General features: G+C 69.7%; 26 protein-coding genes. 11 read left to right on the forward strand and 15 right to left on the reverse strand.

The annotated features are described in order from the left end of the window. On the reverse strand, nucleotides 1–480 hold the full coding sequence (locus ABIE45_RS09970; protein WP_192706566.1) for a hypothetical protein: 480 nt from the start codon (nucleotides 478–480) through the stop codon (nucleotides 1–3). A 220-nt stretch (nucleotides 481–700) separates the two neighbouring features. On the opposite strand from ABIE45_RS09970, the gene ABIE45_RS09975 reads away from it, so the two are divergent. The 5 genes from ABIE45_RS09975 (at nucleotide 701) to ABIE45_RS09995 (ending at nucleotide 4498) form a co-directional block, all read left to right on the forward strand. Continuing rightward, nucleotides 701–1453, forward strand: a complete 753-nt coding sequence (locus tag ABIE45_RS09975; protein WP_192706567.1) for a 16S rRNA (uracil(1498)-N(3))-methyltransferase — start codon at nucleotides 701–703, stop codon at nucleotides 1451–1453. 295 nt (nucleotides 1454–1748) lie between these two features. Continuing rightward, a complete protein-coding gene (locus tag ABIE45_RS09980) occupies nucleotides 1749–3116 on the forward strand; it encodes a glutamate--cysteine ligase (RefSeq protein WP_192706568.1) in 1368 nt (455 codons plus the stop codon). 99 nt (nucleotides 3117–3215) lie between these two features. Beyond that, nucleotides 3216–3545: a hypothetical protein gene (locus ABIE45_RS09985; protein ID WP_192706569.1), complete on the forward strand. Its 330-nt coding sequence runs from the start codon at nucleotides 3216–3218 to the stop codon at nucleotides 3543–3545. An 81-nt stretch (nucleotides 3546–3626) separates the two neighbouring features. Further along, complete coding sequence (locus tag ABIE45_RS09990; protein WP_192706570.1) at nucleotides 3627–3884, forward strand: sulfurtransferase TusA family protein; 258 nt, start codon at nucleotides 3627–3629, stop codon at nucleotides 3882–3884. A 38-nt stretch (nucleotides 3885–3922) separates the two neighbouring features. Beyond that, complete coding sequence (locus ABIE45_RS09995) at nucleotides 3923–4498, forward strand: NUDIX hydrolase (protein ID WP_192706571.1); 576 nt, start codon at nucleotides 3923–3925, stop codon at nucleotides 4496–4498. A gap of 2 nt (nucleotides 4499–4500) precedes the next feature. On the opposite strand, the gene ABIE45_RS10000 is transcribed toward ABIE45_RS09995, so the two are convergent. From ABIE45_RS10000 to ABIE45_RS10025, 6 genes are all read right to left on the reverse strand, one after another. Continuing rightward, nucleotides 4501–5364 carry a WecB/TagA/CpsF family glycosyltransferase gene (locus ABIE45_RS10000; protein WP_192706572.1) on the reverse strand — a complete coding sequence of 288 codons (864 nt, stop codon included), beginning with the start codon at nucleotides 5362–5364 and terminating at the stop codon, nucleotides 4501–4503. Further along, nucleotides 5357–6832, reverse strand: coding sequence for a GumC family protein (locus ABIE45_RS10005; RefSeq protein WP_192706573.1), 1476 nt, complete (start codon nucleotides 6830–6832; stop codon nucleotides 5357–5359). The genes ABIE45_RS10000 and ABIE45_RS10005 overlap by 8 nt, the downstream gene beginning before the upstream one ends. A gap of 282 nt (nucleotides 6833–7114) precedes the next feature. Continuing rightward, on the reverse strand, nucleotides 7115–8218 hold the full coding sequence (locus tag ABIE45_RS10010; protein ID WP_192706574.1) for a glycosyltransferase: 1104 nt from the start codon (nucleotides 8216–8218) through the stop codon (nucleotides 7115–7117). Then, entirely contained in the window at nucleotides 8215–10194 is a 1980-nt protein-coding gene (locus tag ABIE45_RS10015; protein ID WP_192706575.1) for a glycosyltransferase, read from the reverse strand. Before ABIE45_RS10015 ends, ABIE45_RS10010 begins: the two co-directional genes overlap by 4 nt. A gap of 87 nt (nucleotides 10195–10281) precedes the next feature. Then, complete coding sequence (selD, locus tag ABIE45_RS10020; protein ID WP_192706576.1) at nucleotides 10282–11328, reverse strand: selenide, water dikinase SelD; 1047 nt, start codon at nucleotides 11326–11328, stop codon at nucleotides 10282–10284. A 34-nt stretch (nucleotides 11329–11362) separates the two neighbouring features. Continuing rightward, nucleotides 11363–12082, reverse strand: a complete 720-nt coding sequence (locus ABIE45_RS10025) for a cytochrome c biogenesis protein CcdA (RefSeq protein WP_192706577.1) — start codon at nucleotides 12080–12082, stop codon at nucleotides 11363–11365. A gap of 148 nt (nucleotides 12083–12230) precedes the next feature. Here ABIE45_RS10025 and ABIE45_RS10030 point away from each other — a divergent pair, with 148 nt between their 5' ends. The 3 genes from ABIE45_RS10030 (at nucleotide 12231) to ABIE45_RS10040 (ending at nucleotide 13425) form a co-directional block, all read left to right on the forward strand. Beyond that, the gene (locus tag ABIE45_RS10030; RefSeq protein ID WP_192706578.1) at nucleotides 12231–12740 is read left to right on the forward strand and encodes a metallophosphoesterase; all 510 of its coding nucleotides are present in this window, start codon (nucleotides 12231–12233) and stop codon (nucleotides 12738–12740) included. A 129-nt stretch (nucleotides 12741–12869) separates the two neighbouring features. Beyond that, the gene (locus ABIE45_RS10035) at nucleotides 12870–13193 is read left to right on the forward strand and encodes a hypothetical protein (RefSeq protein ID WP_192707342.1); all 324 of its coding nucleotides are present in this window, start codon (nucleotides 12870–12872) and stop codon (nucleotides 13191–13193) included. A gap of 88 nt (nucleotides 13194–13281) precedes the next feature. Then, nucleotides 13282–13425, forward strand: a complete 144-nt coding sequence (locus tag ABIE45_RS10040) for a hypothetical protein (protein WP_192706579.1) — start codon at nucleotides 13282–13284, stop codon at nucleotides 13423–13425. Here ABIE45_RS10040 and ABIE45_RS10045 read toward each other — a convergent pair whose 3' ends face one another. After that, nucleotides 13426–13728: a hypothetical protein gene (locus ABIE45_RS10045; protein ID WP_373323623.1), complete on the reverse strand. Its 303-nt coding sequence runs from the start codon at nucleotides 13726–13728 to the stop codon at nucleotides 13426–13428. Between the two features lie 111 nt (nucleotides 13729–13839). Here ABIE45_RS10045 and flaF point away from each other — a divergent pair, with 111 nt between their 5' ends. Continuing rightward, nucleotides 13840–14211, forward strand: a complete 372-nt coding sequence (gene flaF, locus ABIE45_RS10050; protein ID WP_192706580.1) for a flagellar biosynthesis regulator FlaF — start codon at nucleotides 13840–13842, stop codon at nucleotides 14209–14211. A gap of 12 nt (nucleotides 14212–14223) precedes the next feature. Here flaF and ABIE45_RS10055 read toward each other — a convergent pair whose 3' ends face one another. Further along, complete coding sequence (locus tag ABIE45_RS10055) at nucleotides 14224–14619, reverse strand: flagellar biosynthesis repressor FlbT (protein WP_192706581.1); 396 nt, start codon at nucleotides 14617–14619, stop codon at nucleotides 14224–14226. A gap of 157 nt (nucleotides 14620–14776) precedes the next feature. Here ABIE45_RS10055 and ABIE45_RS10060 point away from each other — a divergent pair, with 157 nt between their 5' ends. Beyond that, nucleotides 14777–15553, forward strand: a complete 777-nt coding sequence (locus tag ABIE45_RS10060; protein ID WP_192706582.1) for an SDR family oxidoreductase — start codon at nucleotides 14777–14779, stop codon at nucleotides 15551–15553. A gap of 96 nt (nucleotides 15554–15649) precedes the next feature. Here the strand turns inward: ABIE45_RS10060 and ABIE45_RS10065 are convergent, their stop codons facing one another. The 5 genes from ABIE45_RS10065 to ABIE45_RS10085 all read right to left on the reverse strand — a co-directional run bounded on the left by ABIE45_RS10065 (nucleotide 15650) and on the right by ABIE45_RS10085 (nucleotide 19926). Beyond that, entirely contained in the window at nucleotides 15650–15880 is a 231-nt protein-coding gene (locus ABIE45_RS10065; RefSeq protein ID WP_192706583.1) for a hypothetical protein, read from the reverse strand. A gap of 212 nt (nucleotides 15881–16092) precedes the next feature. After that, a complete protein-coding gene (gene moaD, locus ABIE45_RS10070; RefSeq protein ID WP_192706584.1) occupies nucleotides 16093–16344 on the reverse strand; it encodes a molybdopterin converting factor subunit 1 in 252 nt (83 codons plus the stop codon). A gap of 52 nt (nucleotides 16345–16396) precedes the next feature. Beyond that, nucleotides 16397–16996, reverse strand: a complete 600-nt coding sequence (gene pgsA / locus ABIE45_RS10075; RefSeq protein WP_192707344.1) for a CDP-diacylglycerol--glycerol-3-phosphate 3-phosphatidyltransferase — start codon at nucleotides 16994–16996, stop codon at nucleotides 16397–16399. 73 nt (nucleotides 16997–17069) lie between these two features. Further along, complete coding sequence (gene uvrC / locus ABIE45_RS10080; RefSeq protein WP_192706585.1) at nucleotides 17070–19130, reverse strand: excinuclease ABC subunit UvrC; 2061 nt, start codon at nucleotides 19128–19130, stop codon at nucleotides 17070–17072. Between the two features lie 79 nt (nucleotides 19131–19209). After that, nucleotides 19210–19926, reverse strand: a complete 717-nt coding sequence (locus tag ABIE45_RS10085; RefSeq protein ID WP_192706586.1) for a protein phosphatase CheZ — start codon at nucleotides 19924–19926, stop codon at nucleotides 19210–19212. 289 nt (nucleotides 19927–20215) lie between these two features. Here ABIE45_RS10085 and ABIE45_RS10090 point away from each other — a divergent pair, with 289 nt between their 5' ends. Next, entirely contained in the window at nucleotides 20216–21055 is an 840-nt protein-coding gene (locus ABIE45_RS10090; protein WP_192706587.1) for a L,D-transpeptidase, read from the forward strand. Nucleotides 21056–21149: 94 nt separating this feature from the next. Here ABIE45_RS10090 and ABIE45_RS10095 read toward each other — a convergent pair whose 3' ends face one another. Next, on the reverse strand, nucleotides 21150–21932 hold the full coding sequence (locus ABIE45_RS10095; RefSeq protein ID WP_192706588.1) for a DUF2076 domain-containing protein: 783 nt from the start codon (nucleotides 21930–21932) through the stop codon (nucleotides 21150–21152). Nucleotides 21933–22117 lie beyond the last annotated feature (185 nt).

A 22117-nucleotide genomic window follows, 5' to 3' on the forward strand; every position in this document is an offset into this window, starting at 1 on the left:
TTACAGGGCGCCCTGCGGCAGCTTGAAGCTGCCGGTCAAGCCCGGACCGCCGAGCAGGCCGCCGCCGTTGCCATTGGCCTGAGCCTGGGCCTGGGCGCGGGCCTGCGCCTCCATCTTGGTCGCCTGGGCGGCGACACTGCAGATCTTGGTGCGGATACCGCTGACCTTCAGGTGGTCGGCCTTGAAGCCTTCGGCGAAGGAATCCGGGATCGAGCACCATTCCTTGTTGGCGGTGATCCACTTCAGGCCCTCAGCGCCGTTGGCCTGGAGCTTGCCGAACAGCGCGCAGGCTTCCTGCGGCGTCATCTTCTTCTTGGACTGCGAGGCCGCGTTGGCGCGGCCGACCAGCGCCTTGCGATCGGCGAGGGTCTTCTGAATGGCGCCGCATTCCGGCGTCGCGCTCTGCGCGGAGGCTGCGGTACCGAACAGAACGGTGCCGACCAGCACCGCGGCCCCCAGACTCAAGCTCCCCTTCGCCATTCCAAGACTCCCTCGACGCCCCTGCCGAATCCGCGTGCGGCCGGCTCTCATCCGTTTCCCTGGGTTCGCCATAGGATTGTGGCGTCAATCAAGCGGCAAACCGGCTGCGCGATGCAGCGGTGGACGAGGCGCGGAAAAGCCGCTTTCGTAACCTTTTGGCAACAGAGTGCGGAGGCTGGTCCGCGTTGACACGCCTGCCGGGGCGGGCAACCACGCGCCGATGCCGGCCTACGACTTCACCGCTCCGCGCCTCTACGTCGCGCCCGATCTCGCCGCGGGCGTGATTCTTCCGCTCGACCGGGCGCAGGCGAATTACCTGCTCAACGTCCTGCGCCGTGGGCCGGACGATCCCGTTCTGGTCTTCAACGGTCGCGACGGCGAGTGGCGTGCGCACCTCGTCCAGACCGGCCGCAAGGGCGCCGACCTGCACGTCGCGGCGCGCACGCGCCCGCAGCCTCGGCCCGCGGACCTGCACTACCTGTTCGCACCTCTGAAGAGTGCGCGCTTGGACTACCTCGCGCAGAAGGCGGTGGAAATGGGAGCCGGCACGATCCAGCCGGTGATCACCCGCTTCACGCAGGGCGAGCGGGTCAACATGGACCGGCTGCGCGCCAACGCGGTGGAGGCCGCGGAGCAATGCGGCATATTGGCGATCCCGGACTGTCCGGAACCTCAACGCTTACCCGCGGTGCTGGCCGGCCTCGCGCCGGACCGTCTCCTCGTGTTCTGCGACGAGGACGCCCCGGTCGGCGATCCGGTGGCGGCCCTGCGCGGGGCGGGCGATCCGCAGGCGCCGCCGCCGCTCGCCGTCCTGGTCGGCCCGGAGGGCGGCTTCTCCGAGGACGAGCGGGCGCTGATTCGGGCCCGGCCCAACACCGTTGCGCTGTCGCTCGGGCCGCGGATCCTCCGGGCCGACACCGCCGCTGTCGCGGTGCTGACCCTGGTCCAGGCGGTTCTCGGAGATGCGCGCTGAAATGTCCGCCTGTCGGATCCATGTGTGCCGGCGCACATAAGGATGATTCGGCGGGCGATTGTCGCGCCGGATCAGACGTGAAGCGGGGCACCGGTCGGCGCCGCCGCGTTGTGGGTTCCCGGCGGCTCGACTATGTCCCTCACCGGACGCCGCCTGCGCCGCGGGCTCATCGGGGTCGGGGGCGGGTGTCAGCCCGAACCCCATTCGCGAGATGGGGTTTGCACCGGGCGGACCCGCCGAAGCAGTTCGGCGCGCCCTCTCCCAGGCACAGGTCAGACGCACGGGCAGGCAGCGCATGGCGCGCGACAGCAACGACACCACGCCGCTCACCGCGCGCGCCGAACTGATCGAGTGGTTCGCCGCGGGCGAGAAGCCGCGCGAGCGCTTCGCGATCGGCACCGAGCACGAGAAGATCCCGTTCTACCGGGAGACACGGGCGCCCGTGCCCTACGACGGCGAGCGCGGGATTCGTGCGCTACTGGAAGGTCTCGGCCGCGAGACCGGCTGGGAGCCGATCCTCGATCTCGGCAACATCATCGGCCTGTCGGCGGAGGAGGGCGGCGCGATCTCGATCGAGCCTGGCGGTCAGTTCGAGCTGTCCGGCGCGGCGCTCCCCGACGTGCATGCCACGGCCGCCGAACTCGCCACCCATCTGGCGGCCACGAAGCGGGCCGCGGATCCGTTGGGTATCGGGTTCCTCACTCTCGGCATGAGCCCCAAATGGCGCCGGGACGAGACCCCGGTCATGCCCAAGAGCCGCTACCGGATCATGGCCGGCTATATGCCGAAGGTCGGGTCGCTCGGCCTCGACATGATGCTGCGCACTGCCACCGTGCAGGTGAACCTCGACTTCGCCTCCGAGGCTGACATGGTGCGCAAGCTGCGCGCCTCGCTGGCGCTGCAGCCGGTGGCCACCGCACTCTTCGCCAACTCCCCTTTCACCGACGGACGGCCCAACGGCTTCCTGTCGCGCCGGTCGGAGATCTGGCGCGACACGGATGCGGACCGCACCGGGATGCTGCCCTTCGCCTTCGAGGCGGGGTTCGGCTACGAGGCCTATGTCGACTGGCTGCTCGACATGCCGATGTACTTCGTCAAGCGCGGCGACACCTACCACGACGTTTCGGGTGCCTCGTTCCGCGACCTGATGGCCGGCAAGCTCGCGCAGCTTCCGGGCGAGTACGCGACGGTCTCGGACTGGGCCAACCACGCCTCGACCGCCTTCCCGGAAGTCCGCCTGAAGCGCTTTCTCGAGATGCGCGGCGCCGATGTCGGCGATCCCGGCATGATCGCCGCGCAGGCGGCCTTCTGGGTCGGACTGCTCTACGACGAATCAGCCCTCGGCGCCGCCCTTGACCTCGTGAAGGGGTGGAGCCCCGCGAACCGCGAGGCCGCGCGAGCCACGGCGCCGCGGCTCGGTCTCGCAACTCCGGTGGCCAACACGACGCTCGGTGCGGTCGCGGCCGAGGCCCTGGCCATCGCCCGGGCGGGTCTGCGCGCGCGGGGCCGCCGCGACGCCGAAGGGCGTGACGAGACGATCTACCTCCAGCCGCTCGAAGCCATCGTGGCGGCGGGCCGGACCCGGGCCGACGATCTGCTGGCCGATTACGAGGGACGCTGGGGCTCCTGCGTCCGCGCCGCCTTCTCGGAATGCGTGTTCTGATCGCGCTCCGAGCATGCAGGGGCCCAGGCGCGAATCCCTGAACGGACGTGCTATTGGAACGTTCTGAGGCCCGCTTCGGCCTCGCCGGGGGGGCGTTCCATGATCCGTGTGACAACCATCTTTCTGGCCGCGATGGCTGCTGTGACGATCGCGGCCGGCCCGTGCCGGGCCGCCGACCCGGTCCCGTACAACGGGGCCGGTCGCTGGCACCATGGTCCCGAAGGCCGAATCGCCGGTACGGTGACGGCACGCGGCCGGCCGCAATACAGCTACTACGGCGAATACGGCTACCCGGCCCCATTCGGCTACGGCGTCGCCTACGCGCCGGTGCCGAGCCACGGGTTCGACACCGGGTATTACGGCCCGCGCTATGTCTGGTCCGCACCGGCCGGTTATTACGGCCCAGCCTTCGGCTACTACGAATGGTGAGGCCACCCGCTGGCATCGGCGGTCACGGGTCCCTATGACCGACCCGGAGCGGGCCTCTGCGCCGTTCCGGGAGCCAGCCGTTTGCGGAACGACGATCCGGACTGCATCGAGGTCGATCTCAGCGGGCTGAAATGTCCGCTGCCGGTGCTGCGCACCCGCAAGGCTCTCCGGGCGCTGAAGCCCGGCCAGACCCTCGCGGTGACCTGCACCGATCCTCTGGCGATGATCGATATCCCCAACCTCGTGCGTGAGGAGGGCGCGCGCCTCGATTCGGCCGAGCGCCTCGGCGAGACCGTGCGTTTTCGCATGACTGCCTCCGTGAAGCCGCCGCATTCCTGAACGATCCGTCAGGATCTCGGAATGAGGTTGGGAACGGCATGGCACCACGGATCGGGGGCGTGCGCCTCGTGCACGACGGTTGGGCGCGCTATCTCGTGGCGGAGGTGATGCAGGAGGACGGGACCCGCATCACGCGCGAGATCGAGGATCACGGCCGGGCCGTGGCGGTGCTGCCCTACGATCCCGACCGGCGCGTCGCGACGCTGGTCTCGCAGTTCCGGGCTCCGGTGCTCTACGCCAGCGGCCCGTCGAGCCACCTCGAGGTGCCGGCCGGCCTCCTCGACGAGGGCTTGCCGGAGGACGAGGCGCGGCGCGAGGCCATGGAAGAGACGGGCTTACGCCTCGGGCAGCTCGATTTTGTCTCCAGCGCCTGGTCGATGCCGGGCATCTCCACCGAACGGATGGACCTGTTCCTGGCGGCCTACCGCGAGGCCGACCGGACCGGCGCCGGCGGCGGCTTGGCTTCGGAGAGCGAGGCCGTCGCCGTGCACGAGATCCCGCTCCCGGAACTGGCCGCGATGGGTCGGCGCGGCGCCCTCACCGACATGAAGTCGCTGGTGCTGCTGTTCGCGCTGCAATTGCGACGACCGGACCTGTTCACCGAAGCGGGCTGAGATCACCCGATCCGGTGTGGGAGGCACGCCCGGGCCGCGATGCCGACGAAGCGCCAGGATTTGATGAAGTACCGGCGGAACAGCCTGCGCGGCGCCTGAAGGAACCGGAAGATCCACTCGAGGCCGAGGCGCTGCATGACGCTGGGCGCCCGCTTCAGGCATCCGGCCGCGACGTTGAGTGCGTCGCCGACGCAGAGCACCATCGGGTTGCCCACGGCCGAAGCATACCGGTCGACCCAGATCTCCGATTTCGGAGCCCCGACGCCCAGGACCAGCAGCGTGGTGCCGTGCGCTAGGATCCGCTCCGCCAGGGCGCGGCTGTAATTGCGGTCGTTCTCGAACCCGAAGGGCGGCACGACGCTCGCCACCGCCCCGTCCGGCAGACCCTCCGCCCGCAGGCGGGCGGTCAGGACATCCGCCGCATCCTGGCGCGAGGACACGAAGAAGACGCGCTGGGCGAAGGTGTGCGGGTCGGCGAGGACGCAGGCCAGGAGGTCGTGGCCGGTGACCCGCTGCACCGGCTGACGAGACACCGCCCGCGCCAGCCAGACCAGCGGCATGCCGTCGAGGGTCCTGGCGACGGCCCGGGCATAGGCGCCGCGGAAACCGGCATTCTCGTTGAGCTGGACGATGTGGTCGATGTTGGCCGTCACGATCATGCGCGGCGCATCGTCCTGTCGGGCCGCCACCGCGGCGACGATCGCGGCGGCGGTCCCGGTGTTAAAGCGCAGGCCGAACAGCTCCACGGTCGCGCACGCCTGCACGGCGCCGGGTACCAGGGAGGCTGGAAGCCGCGCGGTGCGGACCTCGCGACGGGGCGCGTCCGCAGCGTCCAGGCCGAAGCCGACATTCCCAATTTCACGCATCGGCGGCCCGGAAGCTCGCGGCGGGACGGGCGGCGGCGCGCTGGTTGCGTCGGCGGTCGCTGTCTGCACCCAGCGCCAGGGCAATGCTGCCGCCGAGAAGCAGTCCGAGTACCAGGGCGACCGGGAGGACAATCTTGGGCGAGGGCGGGAAAGTCCGCTGGCGGGCGGGGATCGCCACCGAGATCACCCGCACGTTGGTGGTGTTCAGCCGCTCCTGCTCGCTCGCCTCGCGGGCCCGCTTCAGATAGGCCTCGTACACGCCGCGGCGGGCATCGAGCGTCCGCTCCAGCTCGCGCAGGCCGACATAGGCCCGGTCGCTGGACACCGTCTCGGTCTTGACCCGGTCGAGATTGGCCCGGATCGCCGCCTCGCTGGCGGCGGCGCGGTCGTAATCTTTCTGGGTCGTCTCGATGATCCGCTCCTTCTCGCGCTGGATCAGCCGCTGAAGGTCACGTTGCTGGGCGTACTGCTCGGCCATCGCCGGGTGCCGCTCGCCGAGACGGGTGGCGAGTTCGGCGGTGTTGCGGGAGAGCGTAGCGTATTGCTGGCGCAGGGCCTGCATCTCCAGCGATTGCAGCATCTCGGGGAGCGCCGTGCTGGGATCCGAGGACCGCATCCTGCGCGCCTGCTCCAGGCGCGACTTGGCCTCGGCGGTCTTGATCGAGGCCGTGACTTGCTGCTGGTTCAGGTCGCCGAGCTGCTGATCGGTCAGCAACCTGCCGCTGGAGGCCACGAGCTTGTGATCCTCGCGGTAGCGAACCACCGCGCTTTCGGCCTGCTCGACATCCCGCTTCAGGTTCGCGAGCCGGCCGGCCAGAGCCTCCGAGGCGCGCCGCGCCGTGTCGGTCCGGGCCGCGGCCTCTTCGGCGAAGTAGGCGTCGCCGATGGCGTTGGCGATCCGCGCGGCCTTCTCGGCGTCGCGGGACTGAACCGCGACGTCGATCACGAAGGTCCGCTCGGCCCGCCGAACCGTGAGCCGGTTCTGGAGCGTGTCGAGGGCGATGTTGACCGGATCCCGGCTCGCCGGCGGCGGCAGCATGCCGAGCGCGCCCTTGATCCAGTTCAGGGTGGGGTTGTTGCCGTCCGGCAGCACGAACTCGTCATCCTGATCGAGGTGCAGCTTGGCGATGACCCGGCGCAGCACGTTATCGGACTGGATGACCCGCACTTGGCTCTCGGCGATCGAGACGCCGCTGTCGGCCTGGGGCTGGCGGGCGTTCACGTCGTTCTCGACGACGCGCAGGTCGCTCGGATCGACGAGCACCTGCATGCTCGATGTGTAGCGCGGCGTGATGAGCCCGAGCAGCGCGACCGCGACCGCGACCATGAACAGCGCGCCCAGGACGATGAAGCCGCTTCCCCGCCACAGGCGCCGCAGGATCACGCGCGGTTCCGTCCGAGGCGTGACCTGGGGCAGCACCATGCGCACGGGCTGATCACCGCCCATTCGTGTCGAGAAGTCGAACATACGCCTCGCTCCTTGACCTGCCGGGGCGGAGAACGCCGCCCGTCACCGCCTCCATCGCCCTGTCTCTCCGCGGTGCAGCTACGTGCCGATCCGGGACAGATCCTCGCTTGCGGCGGTCTCGTCACCGGCAGTCGAGCAACCAGCATACCGAACAAGTACTCTCGCCGTGGTGCAGGTTCCTGACGCAGGAAACGCGCAGATAAGCGATACAGCGACAAACGTAAGTGTCACGGCTGAGGGGCACGGGAACCCCTGATTTTGTTGGGGACTACGTACTCCGTGTCATGCGTCGCCTCTGGGTGCGACAATTGACTCCGGCGTGTCGTAGGCTGTTCGATCGCCGGCCAGAAAACTTTGGAAGCGCCGCGCATCCTCGGCCGCAGCCGCGTTCCAGCGTGCCACGTTGGCCCGGCTCGCCTGGATCGCCCGGGTCAGACCGCCTTCCGCGATCCAGCCGAGCAGCGCCGCGGCGGCAGAATCCGGTTGATCCGGGCGGATCAGAAGCCCCGACGCGCCGAGAACCTCGCGGAACACGGGTTCATCCGGCGCCACCACCGGCAGGCCGCCGTGCTGCACCTCAAGGAGCGGCAGACCGAGCCCCTCCGCCTTCGATGTCGAGATCAACAGATGGCACGAGGCCGCGAGCCCGCGCAGCTCGGCATCGGACACGTAGCCGTAGCGATGCAGGAAGGGGGGCGGACCGTCGAGGAATTCGTGCCGGCCCCAGCCGACGCGGCCGACGAGATGGAGTTCGGCCGGCACGCCGGCGCGGATCAGCGCGGCCGTCAGGGCCAGGGCGGCCGGATAGTCCTTGCGCGGCTCGATGGTGCCGATCGCGAGCAGCCGCAGGGGTCGGCCGGCGGCGTAGCCGGCCGGACCGGGCAGGTCGCCAAGGCCGAAGGCGTCGCGCACGCCGGGGCGGAGGAGCGCGACGCGCGCGCGGTCCGCGCAGAGGGCGCGCACGGCCTCGCCGGTGGTGCGGCTGTTGACGAACAAGTTCGGGCACCAGCGCAGGGCGAGGGCGAAGCTCGGGCTCATGTAGAGGCGGCTGCGCAGGCTCAGATCCGCCGTTCGGGTGATCAGGAAGGTGTCGTGGACGTAGAGCAGGCACCGCGCGGCCGCGACGGCGCAGAGCAGTCCGGGCGGAAAGCCGGGAAACAGGAACAGGGCCTCCCGGTCCCGGAGCGCCCGCAGCGGCAGGCCGAGCTGCTGCGCGGCGATCATGCCGGGCAGCGATCCGCTGGTCACCGGGCGGACCTCGTGCGGTGCCAGGGTCTCGGGCGCGAAAAGGTCGAGCGTGATCCGCTCGATCCCGGTCACGTGTCCGCGCAGATGCGTCTCGTCGAGATAGATTCGCCGTCTTCCGGCCTCGTCCCCGCGCCTCACGGCGCGCTCCGTCGCAGCGTGCCGGCGAGGTAGAGGCAGCGGCGCACGAAGAGCGGCATCCGGCGGCCCAGCACCATCTGCTTGGCCCGGCGCAGCCGGCGCACCAGCGGCGGCGAGGCCGCCGGAACCGTGCCGACGGCACCCTTCTGCAGCGCGGCGGCGAACGGGAAGTGGCCGAGCATCGCCGGTGCGAAGGTCGGGCGCAGCGTGGCGTCCCGCAGGCCCTGCCGGCGAAACACCGCGTCCAGGGACAGGGCGGCCGCGGCCGGGCTGTGGCGGCTCTCCAGAGCGATCCGCGCGAAGGCGCCGAGCCGCGCCCGTGCGTCGCCGTCCTCGACCAGCGCGGTCAGGGCCTCCGCCAGGGCGCCGGGCCGCACCGGGACGAGGCGGCCCGAGACGCCGTCGATCACCGAGGAGGTCAGGCCGGACACGCGGTAGGCGAGCGTCGGCACGCCGCAGAGACCGGCTTCGATCGGCGTCTGGCCCAGCGTCTCGTGGCGGCTCGCCGTGACGTGGACGTCGCAGGCCCCGTACCAGGCGGCGAGGGTTTCCTCGTCGGCGATGAGGCCCGGCGCGAACAGGTTCGGGACACCGAGCTTGCTCGGGTCGTCGAGCCGGCCGATCGCCACGACCCCGACGCCCGGACGCATCACGGCCTGAAGCGCGGCACGCAGGTCCGAGAAGCCCTTGTCGGGCCCGTCGACGATCACCGACGAGACCAGGATCAGCACGTCGCCGGGCGGCAGACCGAGCCGAAGGCGAAGGGCGGCGCGATCGCCCGGCCGGAACACGGCGGTCGGGAAGGCCAGGCGGATCCGCTCCGCGATCGCGCCAGGCGGCGCGAGATCCCGGGCGCGCGCCAGCGTCCAGTCGGAATTCGCGAGCAGCCACGGGCCTGCGGGGCCGGCAAGCACCGCGCGCTTGCGGACATGCATGCCGGCGATCCGGTCCGGGGCGAGCTGCGGGTACTCGTCCGGTGTCGGGCAGGCGGCGTCGCAGCCGGCGAGGGCGCGGCCGCAATCGCGGGGATGGCTGCAGCGGCCTGTGAGCGGGAACAGGTCGTGCAGGACGAGGCCGACCGGTCCCCGCCGGGCGAGGCGTCCGACGACGTCGAGGCTGCGAGTCGCCCCGTGCAGGTTGCCGGCGAGCACCAGATCGGGAGCTGCCGCCGCGACCGCCGCCTCGGCTTGCGGGAACGTGTCGGTCCACTCGGCGGCCTCGGGGCGAATGCTCAACGCGACTTCGGTCACGCGGTGGCCCGCGAGCAGAAGAGCGTCGGCCAACCGCCGCTGCGCTACGCCGGCGCCGCCCTGGGTGCCCGTGCCGGTAAGCGAGACGATCGACAGGTCGTCCCCCTGGATCGGCGCCGCCGCGAGGCCGTGCAGAAGCACGGGGCGTCCGATGATGGCTCGCCGAGCCTCGCCGAGCGCCGACCAGGCCGCGGCGGCCTGCAGCGCGCCATCGGCATCGAGGAGGGCGTGCGTGGACAGCGCGTTCCGCGCCCACAGGATTGCGCTACCCGCAAACGCGCCGTTACCCGGCTCCACCATGGCGGCCGGCGCATCGAGAGCACGGACGGCGTCGTCGTACAGAACGCGCAGGCCCGCGACCGCGGCGGCGCCCCTGAGCGCGGCTTCGAGCGCTAGGGCCGTGAGGGCGCCCGGGGCGAGGAGATCGCCCGCGCCGAGCCAGAGCAGGTGGTCGATGGTCGGGTCGTCCAGCATCCGCTCGACCGCGGCGCGGCCGGAGCCGGGCGGCAGGAGGTCGTGCCGGAAATCCGAGTATTCCTGGCGCAGGACCGACGCCACGGACCCGGTCGGATCGACCCCGTGCCGCGTGACCGTGATGACGCGGATGCGCGGCCACGGCCACCCGTCGGGCAAGGACGCGGGACGCGCGAGGCCGCCGGCGGCGGTCCCGAACGGCCAGCCGGCGATGCCGTGCGGGGGTGGCGGCAGGATTGAGGTGTCGGTCACAGCGGGTTTGGCGGCAGCTCTTGCACTCGGCGGGGCGAGAGCCTGAACGCGATTGTTGAAGATTGCCTCCCCGGCGACGCCGCGTCCTCAGCTGTCAACACGGATCCGGGGCGGCCCCGTCTCGACCCGGCCGATCCGGGCCGCTGCCGGGTAGCCGGCGGCGTGGATGCGCGCGAGGATCGCATCCGCCCGCTCGGCCGCGCAGGTCACCAGCAATCCGCCGGAGGTCTGCGGGTCGGTCAAGAGGTGGCGGCGCCATTCGGGAAACCCCGCCGGCAGGTCGACCGCCTCGCCGAACGCGGCCCAGTTGCGATGCGAGGCCCCGGTGACGAAGCCGCCGCGCGCCAGCGCATCCGCCCGCGGCAGCAGCGGCAGGGCATCGGCCTCCAGGACAAGCGTCAGCCCGGCGCCGCGGGCGAGTTCCAGCCCATGTCCGAGGATGCCGAAGCCGGTCACGTCGGTGAGGGCGTGCACGGCGGGCTCGGCGGCGAGATCCGCCCCGACCCGGTTGAGCAGCGTGGTCGTGGCGACGAAATCACGGTAGCCGGCCTCGTCCAAGGCCGACCGCTTGATCGCCGCCGAGTAGACGCCGACCCCGAGCGCCTTGGTCAGGATCACGGCGTCCCCGGGCAGCGCATCGGCGTTGCGCCGCACCGCCTCCCGGCGGCAGGTTCCGATCACTGCGAGCCCGTAGATCGGCTCGGGCGTGTCGATCGAGTGCCCGCCCGCCACCGGTATGCCGGCCTCGGCGCAGGTGGCCGCGCCGCCTTGCAGGATCCGCGCGACCACCTCGGGATCGATCTTGCCCACCGGCATGCCCAGGATCGCCAGAGCCAGGATGGGACGGCCGCCCATGGCATAGACATCCGAGATCGCGTTCGTGGCGGCGATCCGGCCGAAATCGACGGCATCGTCGACCATCGGGGTGAAGAAGTCGGTGGTGGCGATGACGCAGGTGCCGTCGTCCAGCTCCCAGACCGCGGCATCATCGGAGGTCTCGTTGCCGACGAGCAGGCGTTCGAACGGGCCGGCGGCGGGCTGCTGGGCGAGGAGTTGGCGCAGGACAGCGGGATCGAGCTTACAACCACAGCCGCCACCATGCGCGAGACTGGTCAGACGGGGAGGCTCGGTCATCGCTGATCTCCGCTGCGGGCGCTGGCGCCGGCTGTCAGTAGCGCGTCGTGATCGTGTTCAGCCAGTCCGGCGAGGCCGCGACGGCCGCAGCCTCGACGCGCTTGTCCAGCCCCGTCAGGAGCAGCAGGCCGAGCAGGACCATGACGGCGCCCATGGCCGCCTTCGCGGCCCGGCCGGCGGCCGCCAGCCCGCCGCGCCAGCGCATCAGCGCCTGACGGGAGACGAGACCGAGAAGCATCAGCGGCGCGGCCGCGCCGATCCCGAAGGCCAACATCGTGAGGGCCACGCTCCAGAGGTGCTCGCCCCGCGACGCCATCAGCGAGGCCGCTCCGAGGGTCGGGCCCACGCAGGGGCTCCAGGCCGCTCCGAGCAGGACGCCGACGGCGAACTGGCCGGACAGACCGCCGGTCCCGATTCCGGCGAAGCGCTCCTCGGCCCAGGCTCCCACCGGCCCCGCCGCGGTCGCGACCTGGGCCTGGAGGCGGGGCAGCATGAGGACCACGCCGAGGACCACCAGCAGGATTGCGCCGGCGCTCCGGAACACGTCCCCGTCGAGCCCGATGGCGAAACCGATTGTCGCCACGAACAGGCCGATGGCCGTGAAGGCGATGGCGAGCCCACTCGCAAGGGCGACCGGACCGAGCCGATGCTCCGACGCCGCGGTCCCGAGCACGATCGGCACAAGCGGCAAGACGCAGGGCGAGAGCACCGACAGCAGGCCGGCCAGGAAGGCGAATCCGACCGTGCCCAGCATGTCCGCGCCCTCCCACGATCGCACCGGATGCCACGCTTCGCGCCTGTGGCCGATGGCGTCAACGCGCCGGTGGGTCACGGTTCCGATGGAACAACGCCGCTGCCGGCGCGCTTCGCGGCGAGGCGGCGGGCTCAAGGTGGAGCGACGGGTGACGACCTTCTTCACGGGGGACACGCATTTCGGGGATCAGCGGGCCCTGCGCTTCGACCACCGTCCCTATCCCGATCTGGCCGCCCACGATGCCGGCCTGATCGCGGCCTGGAACGCGGCCGTGACGCCCACCGACATCGTCTGGCATCTCGGCGACTTCGCCCTCGGTCCGACCGGGGCGCGGATCCGCGAGATCCTCGACGAGCTCAACGGCGAGAAGCACCTGATCATCGGCAACAACGACGGTCCCGAGACCCTGACGGCACCCGGCTGGGCCTCGGTACGCCACTATGCGGAATTCGCGGTCGAGGGCCGGATGGTGGTGCTCTGTCACTACGCATTTCGCACCTGGAATGGCATGAGCCGGGGCGCACTCAATCTACACGGGCACAGCCACGGCAAGCTCAAGCCGATGCCCAAGCAATACGATGTCGGGGTCGATCCGATGGGGCCGGCCCCCGTGGCGTTGCCCGCAATCCTCACCTCTCGCCTGCGCCGGAAGAGCTGACCACAGACCGGAACCTTCATGTCAGCTTCACCGTTTGAGCGGACAGAGATGGGGAGGACGCGAGCCGCCCCGAGAAACCCGGCGGACCGAACCAAGGTCTGCCATCACATCCAGTGTGTGAGTGTTCCCGTGAGTGCCAGTTCGGCCACTCTGTCCCGATGCCTCGCCAGTGTTCTGGCCGGCCTCGTCATGACCTCCTCGGCGCTGGCTCTGCCGGCGTGCCTAGAGGCTCAGCGCAAGGTCGATGAGGCGAATGCCCTGCGCTTTCAGGCGCGCCAGGAAGTGCGGCTGGGCAACCACGATCGTGTCTGCGACACGCTCGATGAGGTTGGCGACCGTTACGACGATGCCCGCGATGCGTTCGAGCGATGCGGCGAGGGTGTCGTGGCGATCGATCTGCGCAGTGAGCTTCGGGGCTTGCGGATCGCCAAGAAAATCAACCGCTGCGACTGATCGGGTGCGCGCCGGCACCTCGGCCGCGCCACGCCAGCAGCATCATCCTGACATGCGCGACTCACGTCGCCCAGAAGGTTCTGTGCCGATGACCCCCGCCACCACGCTCTCGAACGATGTCGACTCCGCGACCGCTGTCCGCACCGGTCCGTCCTTCGCCGCCGCGCTCTGCGGCTTCGTCAGCACCACGGTCGCGACGACCATGCTGCTCGTCCTGATCGGCACCTTCTGATCAGGGCGAAACCGACCAGAATCTCTGACGGTTGAAGAGCATATCCTGCGCGCCGATCTTCGGAGCCGCATCGGGGCGCCGGACGCAATCCGGCTCCGGCGGCTTCGGAAGCGCCGCCAGAGCCATCGGCGGCAGGGTCGGTTTCAGGCCGAGTCGCGCCTGAATCTCCGGTTGACGTGCCGCCGCGATGGTCAGAACGCAGGCGATCAGGCCGCCAGCAACAGTTCCGAGACAGAAATTCAGCATTGGTGAGGGGGTCCGGCGGCGGATTCCTTCGAGCCACAAACCGTGGTCGTTGTCCAACCCGGCAGTATCATGGCGGATCTGACGCTCACGCCGTCTTAACTCCTGTTCTGCGACAGCTACGCGCAAGCCTGCCGCGCAGGTGAGTCCGATGCCGGGAGGGGACTGCTGATGAACACTGCCGCCAATGCCTATGCCAGAACCGCGCGCAGCGCTCTGTCGCCCCGTGAGGCCGAGTCCGCTCTGCTGCTGAAGGCGGCGCAACGCCTCATCAGCGCGGAGCATGGGCTCGCCTCCGGGGAGGTCCGGTCGCTGAACGAAGCGCTTTCGTTCAACCAGCGGATCTGGACGCTGCTCAGCTCCGAGGCGACGGCCGACGAGAACCCGCTTCCGGCCGACGTGAAGCAGGGTGTCGCCCGTCTCGGTGTCTTCGTGCTGCGCAGCTGTGTCGACACGATGATCGAGCCGACCTCCGAGAAGATCGCGACGCTGGTCTCGATCAACAACCAGCTCGCCGCCGGTCTGCAGGGCAATCCGGGCTGAGGCGCGGCGCGCTCAAGGCGCCGCCGGAGCCTCCAACGAGATCGCGCTCTCCCACTCGACGAGCTTTCGGCCGAGCTTGAGCGCGCGGTAATACTCGCCGGCCTCGACGAGTTCGGCGATGGCGGCAATCTGCTGGGCGGCCGCCGGAACCAGGCGGATGAGGTCGGTCGCCTGGCGGAAGAACAGGTCGATCCCCTGTGCGGGGTCATCGGCGAGGTAGATGACGGTCAGCGTCAGGTGGAGCTGCTTGCAGGCCGTATCGGCCTCGCTCTCCGTGATGATCTCGCTTTCCCGCAGGAACTTGCATTGGGTCTCGATCAGGAACGCGGACCGCCTGTCCCCGTTGCGGATCAGGGCACCGTTGATGATGAGCCGCTCGAACGGCTTGAGTTCCAGGCGCAGAGGCACGGCGTTTTCCTTTCTAGAAGACGCAGCGATCTCATTCGGCAACTCTTAACGTTTCGCGAATCCACGACGCCTGCCGGAGCGTTGCGGCGCGTCGGCACGCGGGTAAAACTCCGACAATTCGGGCGCGGAGGTGCTCGCGATCGAGGAGGGTCGTCCGATGTCGTCAACGCCTGGGAATCGCGCGATCTATCCGAGCCTGCAGGGCAAGCTTGTGATGGTGACCGGGGGCGCGTCCGGGATCGGCGCCGGTCTGGTCGAAGCCTTCGTGCTGCAGGGCGCGCGCGTTCTCTTCTGCGATATCGCCGACGCCGCGGCGCAGGCCTTGATCGCGAGGCTCTCTCCCGGCGCAGCGTACGCGCCACTCTACCGACGCTGTGACCTGACTGATGTCGAGGCTATCCGGGGTCTCGTGACCGAGGCCGAGACGGTGCTGGGCGGCCTCGACGTGCTGGTCAACAACGCCGGCAACGACGACCGTCACAAGCTCGATGACGTGACGCCGGCCTACTGGGACGACCGCATGGCGGTGAACCTGCGCCATCTGTTCTTCGCCGCCCAGGCAGCGGTGCCGGCGATGCGGCGGGCCGGCGGGGGTGTAATCCTGAATTTCGGCTCGATCAGCTGGCATCTCGGATTGCCCGACATGCCGCTCTACCAGACCGCAAAGGCCGCGATCGAGGGCATGACCCGCGCGCTCGCCCGCGATCTCGGCCGCGACGGCATCCGAGTAGCGGCGATCGTGCCGGGGAACGTCCAGACCCCGCGGCAGGAGAAGTGGTACACGGCGGAGGGGGAAGCCGGGATCGTCGCGGCCCAATGCCTCGACGGCCGGATCCAGCCGGCCGATGTCGCGGCCCTGGTTCTGTTCCTGGCCTCGGACGACGCCCGGATGTGTACCGGCCACGGCTACTTCGTGGATGCCGGCTGGCGGTGAGGGCGGGCCGCCGTCACCCGCGATCACCATCCGCCTGTGCGGACGAGGCGTTCGCGGCCGGACCTGTGGAGAGGCCCGACCGCGCAGGGCCGTGCCTCAGTCGCACGACTCCTTCTTCACGGTCTTGGAATCGCCCATGTCGTTCTCCTTGCGCACCGTCTTGGTGACGCAGCCGTCGCCGTGTTCGTGGACGGTCACGGACTTCGACTCGGAGGCCGGACGATCGACGACGACCGCCGGCCGGTCACGCTCGATGACGGTGGTCTGCGCCTGCGCGGCGGCGCAGAGGCTCAACAGGGCAGCGGTGGCGAGCAGGGTCTTGCGCATTCTCGGACTCCGGTAACCGATATTGGTCCCCGGTAACGGCCGGCCCAGCTTGGGCGTTCCGCAGCCAACGCAGTCTTGAGGCGGGCCGAGCCCGTAAACGAACTTGGCTCGGAACGCGCGCCGTTCGGCATGAAGCACAGCCGGAGCGACGGCGTTAGAGACGCCGGAATCGTGACCGGTTCAAGCTGGGTCGACTACGTGCGCGGCGCCCCTCAGCCACCGGTCATCGGCGGGAAGAAGGCGATCTCCCGAGCGCCGACAATCGAGGCGTCGGGCTTGGCATGGGCGCGATCGATGGCGGCGCGCACCACGCCCGGATCCTCGAAGGCGTAGGCGTACTCCTCGCCCCGCCCGCGCAGCCACGCGACGAGATCCGTCACGGTGGCGACCTCCGGTGGCGGGGCCAGCTCCTCCTCGGGGCGGCCGATCCGCTCCCGGACCCAGGCGAAATAGACGAGCTTCATGGCAACACCGCCGAACAGAGGCCTGGGACCGAGCCGCCCGCGCGCCGCGTCATCAGCGCGGGTCGTCGATGACGTGCTTGATCCCCGCCCGCATGTAGTCCCAGCCGGTCCACAGCGTCAGGGCGGCGGCAAGCCACAGCAGCGTCAGGCCGATCGATTCCGTGCCCGGCAACACCGTTTCGCCCGCAGGTCCGGCCACCAGGAAGCCCAGCGACAGCAGTTGCACCGTCGTCTTCCATTTGGCGATCCGGCTCACCGGCACGCCGACCTTCAGCTCGGCCAGATACTCCCGCAGGCCGGACACCAGGACCTCGCGGCACAGAATCACGATCGCAGCCCAGATATTCGAGCCGATGATGGTGTGGTCCGCCGTCAACATCAGCAGGCAAGCGGAGACGAGCAGCTTGTCGGCGATCGGATCGAGCATCCGGCCGAGCGCGGAACTCTGGTCGTAGGTCCGCGCGACATAACCGTCGAGGTAGTCGGTGATCGCGGCCGCGACGAACACGCCGAGCGCCGTCCACCGCGCCGTGTGGGACTCGGGCCAGAACAGCAGCGCGACCATCACCGGCACGGCAACGAGGCGCCCGTAGGTCAGGCAATTCGCGAGCGTCCAGGCCGGCGACCGTCGTCGGGGAAGGACGGCGTTCATCGCCGGGGTGAAATCAGAGCCCGGCGCGGGCGTCAACGCCTTAGGACCCGGTTCGGTCATGACGGCGGGGTTCTCAGGCGCCGGCATGGAAGAAGTCGTAGACCGCCCGTGCGGTCGCGGCGTTGACGCCCGGTGTCTTGGCCAGGTCCTCGAAGGCGGCGCGCTCGATCGCCTTCACGGTCCCGAAATGGTGGAGCAGCGCGCGCTTGCGGCTGGGGCCGATGCCGGCGATCTCGTCCAGGGGATTCTTCACCATCTCTCGCTTGCGCTTGGCCCGGTGGCTGCCGATGGCGAAGCGGTGAGCCTCGTCGCGGAGTCGCTGCACGAAGTAGAGCGTCGGATCGCGCGGCGGAAGCTTGAAAGGCGGCCGGCCGGGTACGAAAAACGTCTCGCGCCCGGCGTCGCGGTCGCGTCCCTTGGCGACGCCGATAAGCGGCACGCCCGTGACGCCGACCTCGTCGAGCGCCGCCCGGGCCGCGTCGAGCTGGCCCTTGCCGCCGTCGATGAGCACGAGGTCGGGCCAGGCCGGGAAGGTCTCGCTCTCCTCGGCTGGGACCGGCACCGGCTCCTGCACGCCGCCTTCGGCCGCCGCCAGGGCGACCTCGCGCTCGGTGCGCGGCGCCTCCTTCACGAGCCGCTTGAACCGCCGCTGCAGCACCTCGCGCATCATGCCGTAATCGTCGCCGGGCGTGAGATCCTCGGACTTGATGTTGAACGTGCGGTAATGCGTCTTCATGAAGCCCGTGGGGCCCGCGACGATCATCCCGCCGACGGCGTTCGTGCCCATGATGTGCGAGTTGTCGTAGACCTCGATCCGCCGCGGCGCACGGTCGAGCCCGAAGGCCTGTCCCAGGGCCACGAGCAGCTTGCCCTGCGAGGCCGTGTCGGCGAGCCGCCGGGCCAGGGCTTCCTTGGCGTTGCGTTGGGCGTAGTCAACGAGGTTCTTGCGCTCGCCGCGGCTCGGGCGGTGCAGCTCGACGCGGTACTCCACCCGGCTCGACAGGGCGGCGGCGACCAGCTCCGCGTCCTCGATGGCGTGGCTCGTGAGCACCGTCCGGGGCGCCGGCTTGTCGTCGTAGAATTGGCCGATGAACGAGCCCAGCACCTCGTCGGGCGTCATCGTCCGATCCGCCTTCGGGAAGTAGGCGCGGTTGCCCCAGTTCTGGAAGTTGCGGAAGAAGAACACCTCGATGCAGAACTGACCGGCCTGCTCGTCGAGGGCGAACACGTCGGCCTCCTCGACGCCCTGCGTGTTGACGCCCTGCACGCCCTGGATCGCCGAGAGCGCGGCGATCCGGTCGCGGAAGCGGGCGGCGCGCTCGAATTCCATGGCCTCGGACGCTTCCTGCATCTCGCCGCGCATCCGATCCTTCACGGCGTTGGACTTGCCCGCCAGGAACGCGCGCGCCGAATCCGCCATGGCCGCGTAGTCCTCAAGCGCGATCTCGCCCGTGCACGGGCCGGAGCAGCGCTTGATCTGGTAGAGCAGGCAGGGCCGGGTGCGGTTCTCGTAGTAGCTGTCGGTGCAGGTGCGCAGCAGGAAGGCGCGCTGCAGGGCGTTGACCGTCCTGTTGACCGCCCACACGCTGGCGAAGGGCCCGTAATAGCTGCCCTTCCGGCGCCTCGCGCCGCGGTGCTTGACGATCTGCGGAGCCGGGCCGTCGTCGGTGACCAGGATGTAGGGGAACGACTTGTCGTCCCGCATCAGCACGTTGAAGCGGGGCTTCAGCTGCTTGATCAGGTTGGCTTCGAGGAGCAGCGCCTCGGTCTCGGTGGCAGTGGTGACGAACTCCATCGCCGCCGTCTGCGAGATCATCCGGGCGATGCGGTTCGAATGCGCCTGGCCGCGGGCATAGGAGCCGACGCGGGCCTTCAGGTTCTTGGCCTTGCCGACGTAGAGGACGTCGCCGCGATGGTCGAACATCCGGTAGACGCCGGGGGAGGACGGCAGCGTCGACCAGAAGCGCCGGATCACCTCGGTGCCGGCCTGGACCGCGCCCGGCTCGAAGTCGAAGTCGATCTCCGGCGAGGCGTCGGCGGCCAGTCCGGCCTCGTCGGCGCTCTCATCCCGCTCGGCATCGCGGCCGTCGTCGAAGGTGTCGGGGGGCAGGTCGGTAAGGGCTCTGCGGCTCATACCGCAGATCTAAGCGTTCCTGCCGCCGAGGGGGACAGGGCGGCGAACAAAAATCGTGCGCCGCCGGCCCGCAGACGGATCAGTCGAAGAGCGAGTCGATGTCGCTCTGATCGACGTGACCCGGATCATGATCGAGCTTCGGCCCGTTGAGCAGCGAGCTCTCGTCGTCCAGCGCCGTCGGCACAGGCATGACGGTGATGAGTTCCTTGAAGCTGTCGAGTTCCGACCAGGTTGCGATCAGCCGGTCGAGGTGCTCCTCGATGAACTTCATCACGCCGACGATCTTGGTGATCCGCTGGCCGGTCAGATCCTGGAAGTTGCAGGCCTCGTAAGCGGTGATGACACGCTCGAGGATCACGTCGACGTGCGGCTTCATGCCGGGCGGCAGGGTCGCGGCATTGAGCATGCCGGCGTGGCTCTCGATCTCTTCGACCGCCCCGAGGAGCTGCGTCGTGGCGCGCTCGGTCGAGTCGACCACGGCATCGAGCTCGTCGGCTGCCCGGCGCATGCCCTTGCCCGTGTTCTCGGTCCGGTGCAGCGTTGCAAGCTCACCCTTTGTCCGCGTGATCGCATCCTTCATGATGTCGAGTTCGGTGCGCATCGCGAGCGCTTCGTGCAGCTCGCGGCGGCAGGACTCGATCGTCTCGCTCGCGCTCATCTGAGTGACGCGGCGCAGGTCCTGGATAGCGTTGAAGATGTCTTCGAGGCGCTCCCCAGAAGCGGGCGTGCTCGACGCCGGCGGGGGAGCCCCGGGAAGCCCAAGGGCGTCTTCGATGCGATAGCGCTTCTGGGTCATCGTCCGGGCGTAGGCGTTCGGGTTCGGTCGCGATAAGTGTCTAACACATCAGTTAGCGGACTGTGACTGCCACGCTTCGATCGCGCATTTGCCGCGTTCTCGGCCGCGCCCGACGTTTTCCGGGCCGCGGCAGCGATGCTTTACCGCTGATTCACGGTATCGTCGCCGGATCGTGGGACAGCGCCGAGCCGGCACTCGATTCACCACGCTCATTCACCTGATTCGCGGATTTCGGGCGGGACTATTCGCGCGACGGGGATGTGCAGCCCCGGTGCGGGAGCGTGCGACGATGCGGGGATCAGTCCATCTCGGTGTGTGGGCGAGCGTGGCCGCCCTTGCGTGGTGCGTGCCCGCCCACGCACAGCAGGCGCGCTACGCGGAAAGCGGTAACGGGAGCAATTACGGCGGCGGCCTCATCGAGTATCTGATGACCGGCAGCGCCGGGAGCGGCGGCCGGAGCTTGCCCCAGCGCTACGCCAACCCGCAACAAATCCGGGCTCCCCAACCCGTCGTAGCCCCGCAGCGCGTCGCGGCCTATTCCGGCGAGCTGCTGCCGGCCGAGCCGGAGGCCCAGGCCTATGCGGTGCCGCCCCGGCCGTACGGAGCCGCCCCTGCGGGTACCGCCGCTGCCGGACCCTACTATGGCGCGCCCCAGCCGGATCCGAGCCGTATCGCCCGCGCGGTCGCGCCGGAATACCAGCGCCAGGAGGTCCCGTTCACCGGAACGCAGAGACCGGGGACGGTCGTGATCGACACTTCCGGCAAGCACCTGTACCTCGTTCAGGCCGGACAGCGGGCGCTCCGCTACGGCATCGGCGTCGGTCGTCCCGGCTTCGCCTGGTCCGGGCTCAAGACCGTCAGCCGCAAGGCCGAGTGGCCGGATTGGACGCCGCCGTCCGAGATGCTGGCCCGCCGCCCCGATCTGCCGCGCCACATGGCGGGCGGCCCCGAGAACCCGCTCGGTGCGCGGGCGCTCTATCTCGGCTCCTCGCTCTACCGCATCCATGGAACCAACGAGCCCAACACCATCGGCCAGTCGGTCTCATCCGGCTGCATCCGGATGATGAACGAGGACGTCATCGATCTGTACGACCGCGTCCCCGTCGGCACCCGCGTCGAGGTTCTCTGACGCTCAACGCACATCCGACCGTAGGCGGGTATAGAAAGGCCCGGCCGTGCCTAAGCACGACCGGGCCCTGTTGCGTCATCGGCCGGGTAGGCGATCAGGTCCAGTCGCTGTCGTCGCCGCCGCCCAGGTCGCCGCCGAGATCGCCGCCCGGATCGCTGTAGCCCGCATCCTGGAAGCCGCCGAGGTCGCTGCCGCTGTTGTCGAGGGCTGAGCCGAGGTCTTGGTTGCCGCCGTCGCCGTAGTAGTTGTTGACGACCGTCTCACCACCACCCCCGAGACCCGCCGCCGCGGCGCTGCCGAGGCTCGAATGGCCGCCCGCGAAGGCATTCGACAGGGCGCTACCGAGCAGCATGCCACCCGCCGCTCCCGCGGCCATCGGCAGTGCGTTCGCCAGGAAGCCGCCGCCGCGCGCCGGAGCCTGTGCCTGCGGCTGGCCGCCCCACGGGCCACCCTGTTGCTGCGGATAACCCTGCTGCGGGTAGCCCTGCTGGGGATAGCCTTGCTGCGGATAGCCCTGCGGCGGCGCGCCGGTATTCCCCCACGGCTGGCCGGCCGGGCGCTGCTGGGCGTAGCCCGGCTGCTGCTGCGGCTCCTGGCGCTGGCTCCCGCCTCCGCCGAAGATGCTCGACAGGAAGCCCCCGCCACCGGAGGACTGCGCCTGCTCGCCCTGTCGGCGCGCCTGCTCGAGCTGCTGGTTCAAGCTCTTGATCGCCTCTTCCTGCACGTAGATCAGCTGCGCCATCGCGTAGGGAGCGTAGGGCTGCGCGCGGATCTTGTCGGCGATGAAGCGCTCGGCCTCCGCGTCGCGGGGCTGGGTCTGCGCCTGTTCCAGCCGCTGGAAGATGCCCGATATGACGTCGCGTTCTTCGCTGTTCATGGAGTCGTCCTCCTCGAATCTCACCCGCGGGCTCGAACGCGCCGCATGGCAGACACGACATGGGTGCGCGGCGACGCTTTGTCAGGGGCGATTGCGAAAACTTCATTCGTCTGGAAGCCGAAAGCGAAAAGCCCGACCTCTCGGCCGGGCTTCTTGCTTGATCGGTCGGATCAGCGCGACCGAAG

Origin of the sequence: Methylobacterium sp. OAE515 (assembly GCF_041806315.1) — a bacterium.
Lineage (GTDB): Bacteria > Pseudomonadota > Alphaproteobacteria > Rhizobiales > Beijerinckiaceae > Methylobacterium > Methylobacterium tardum.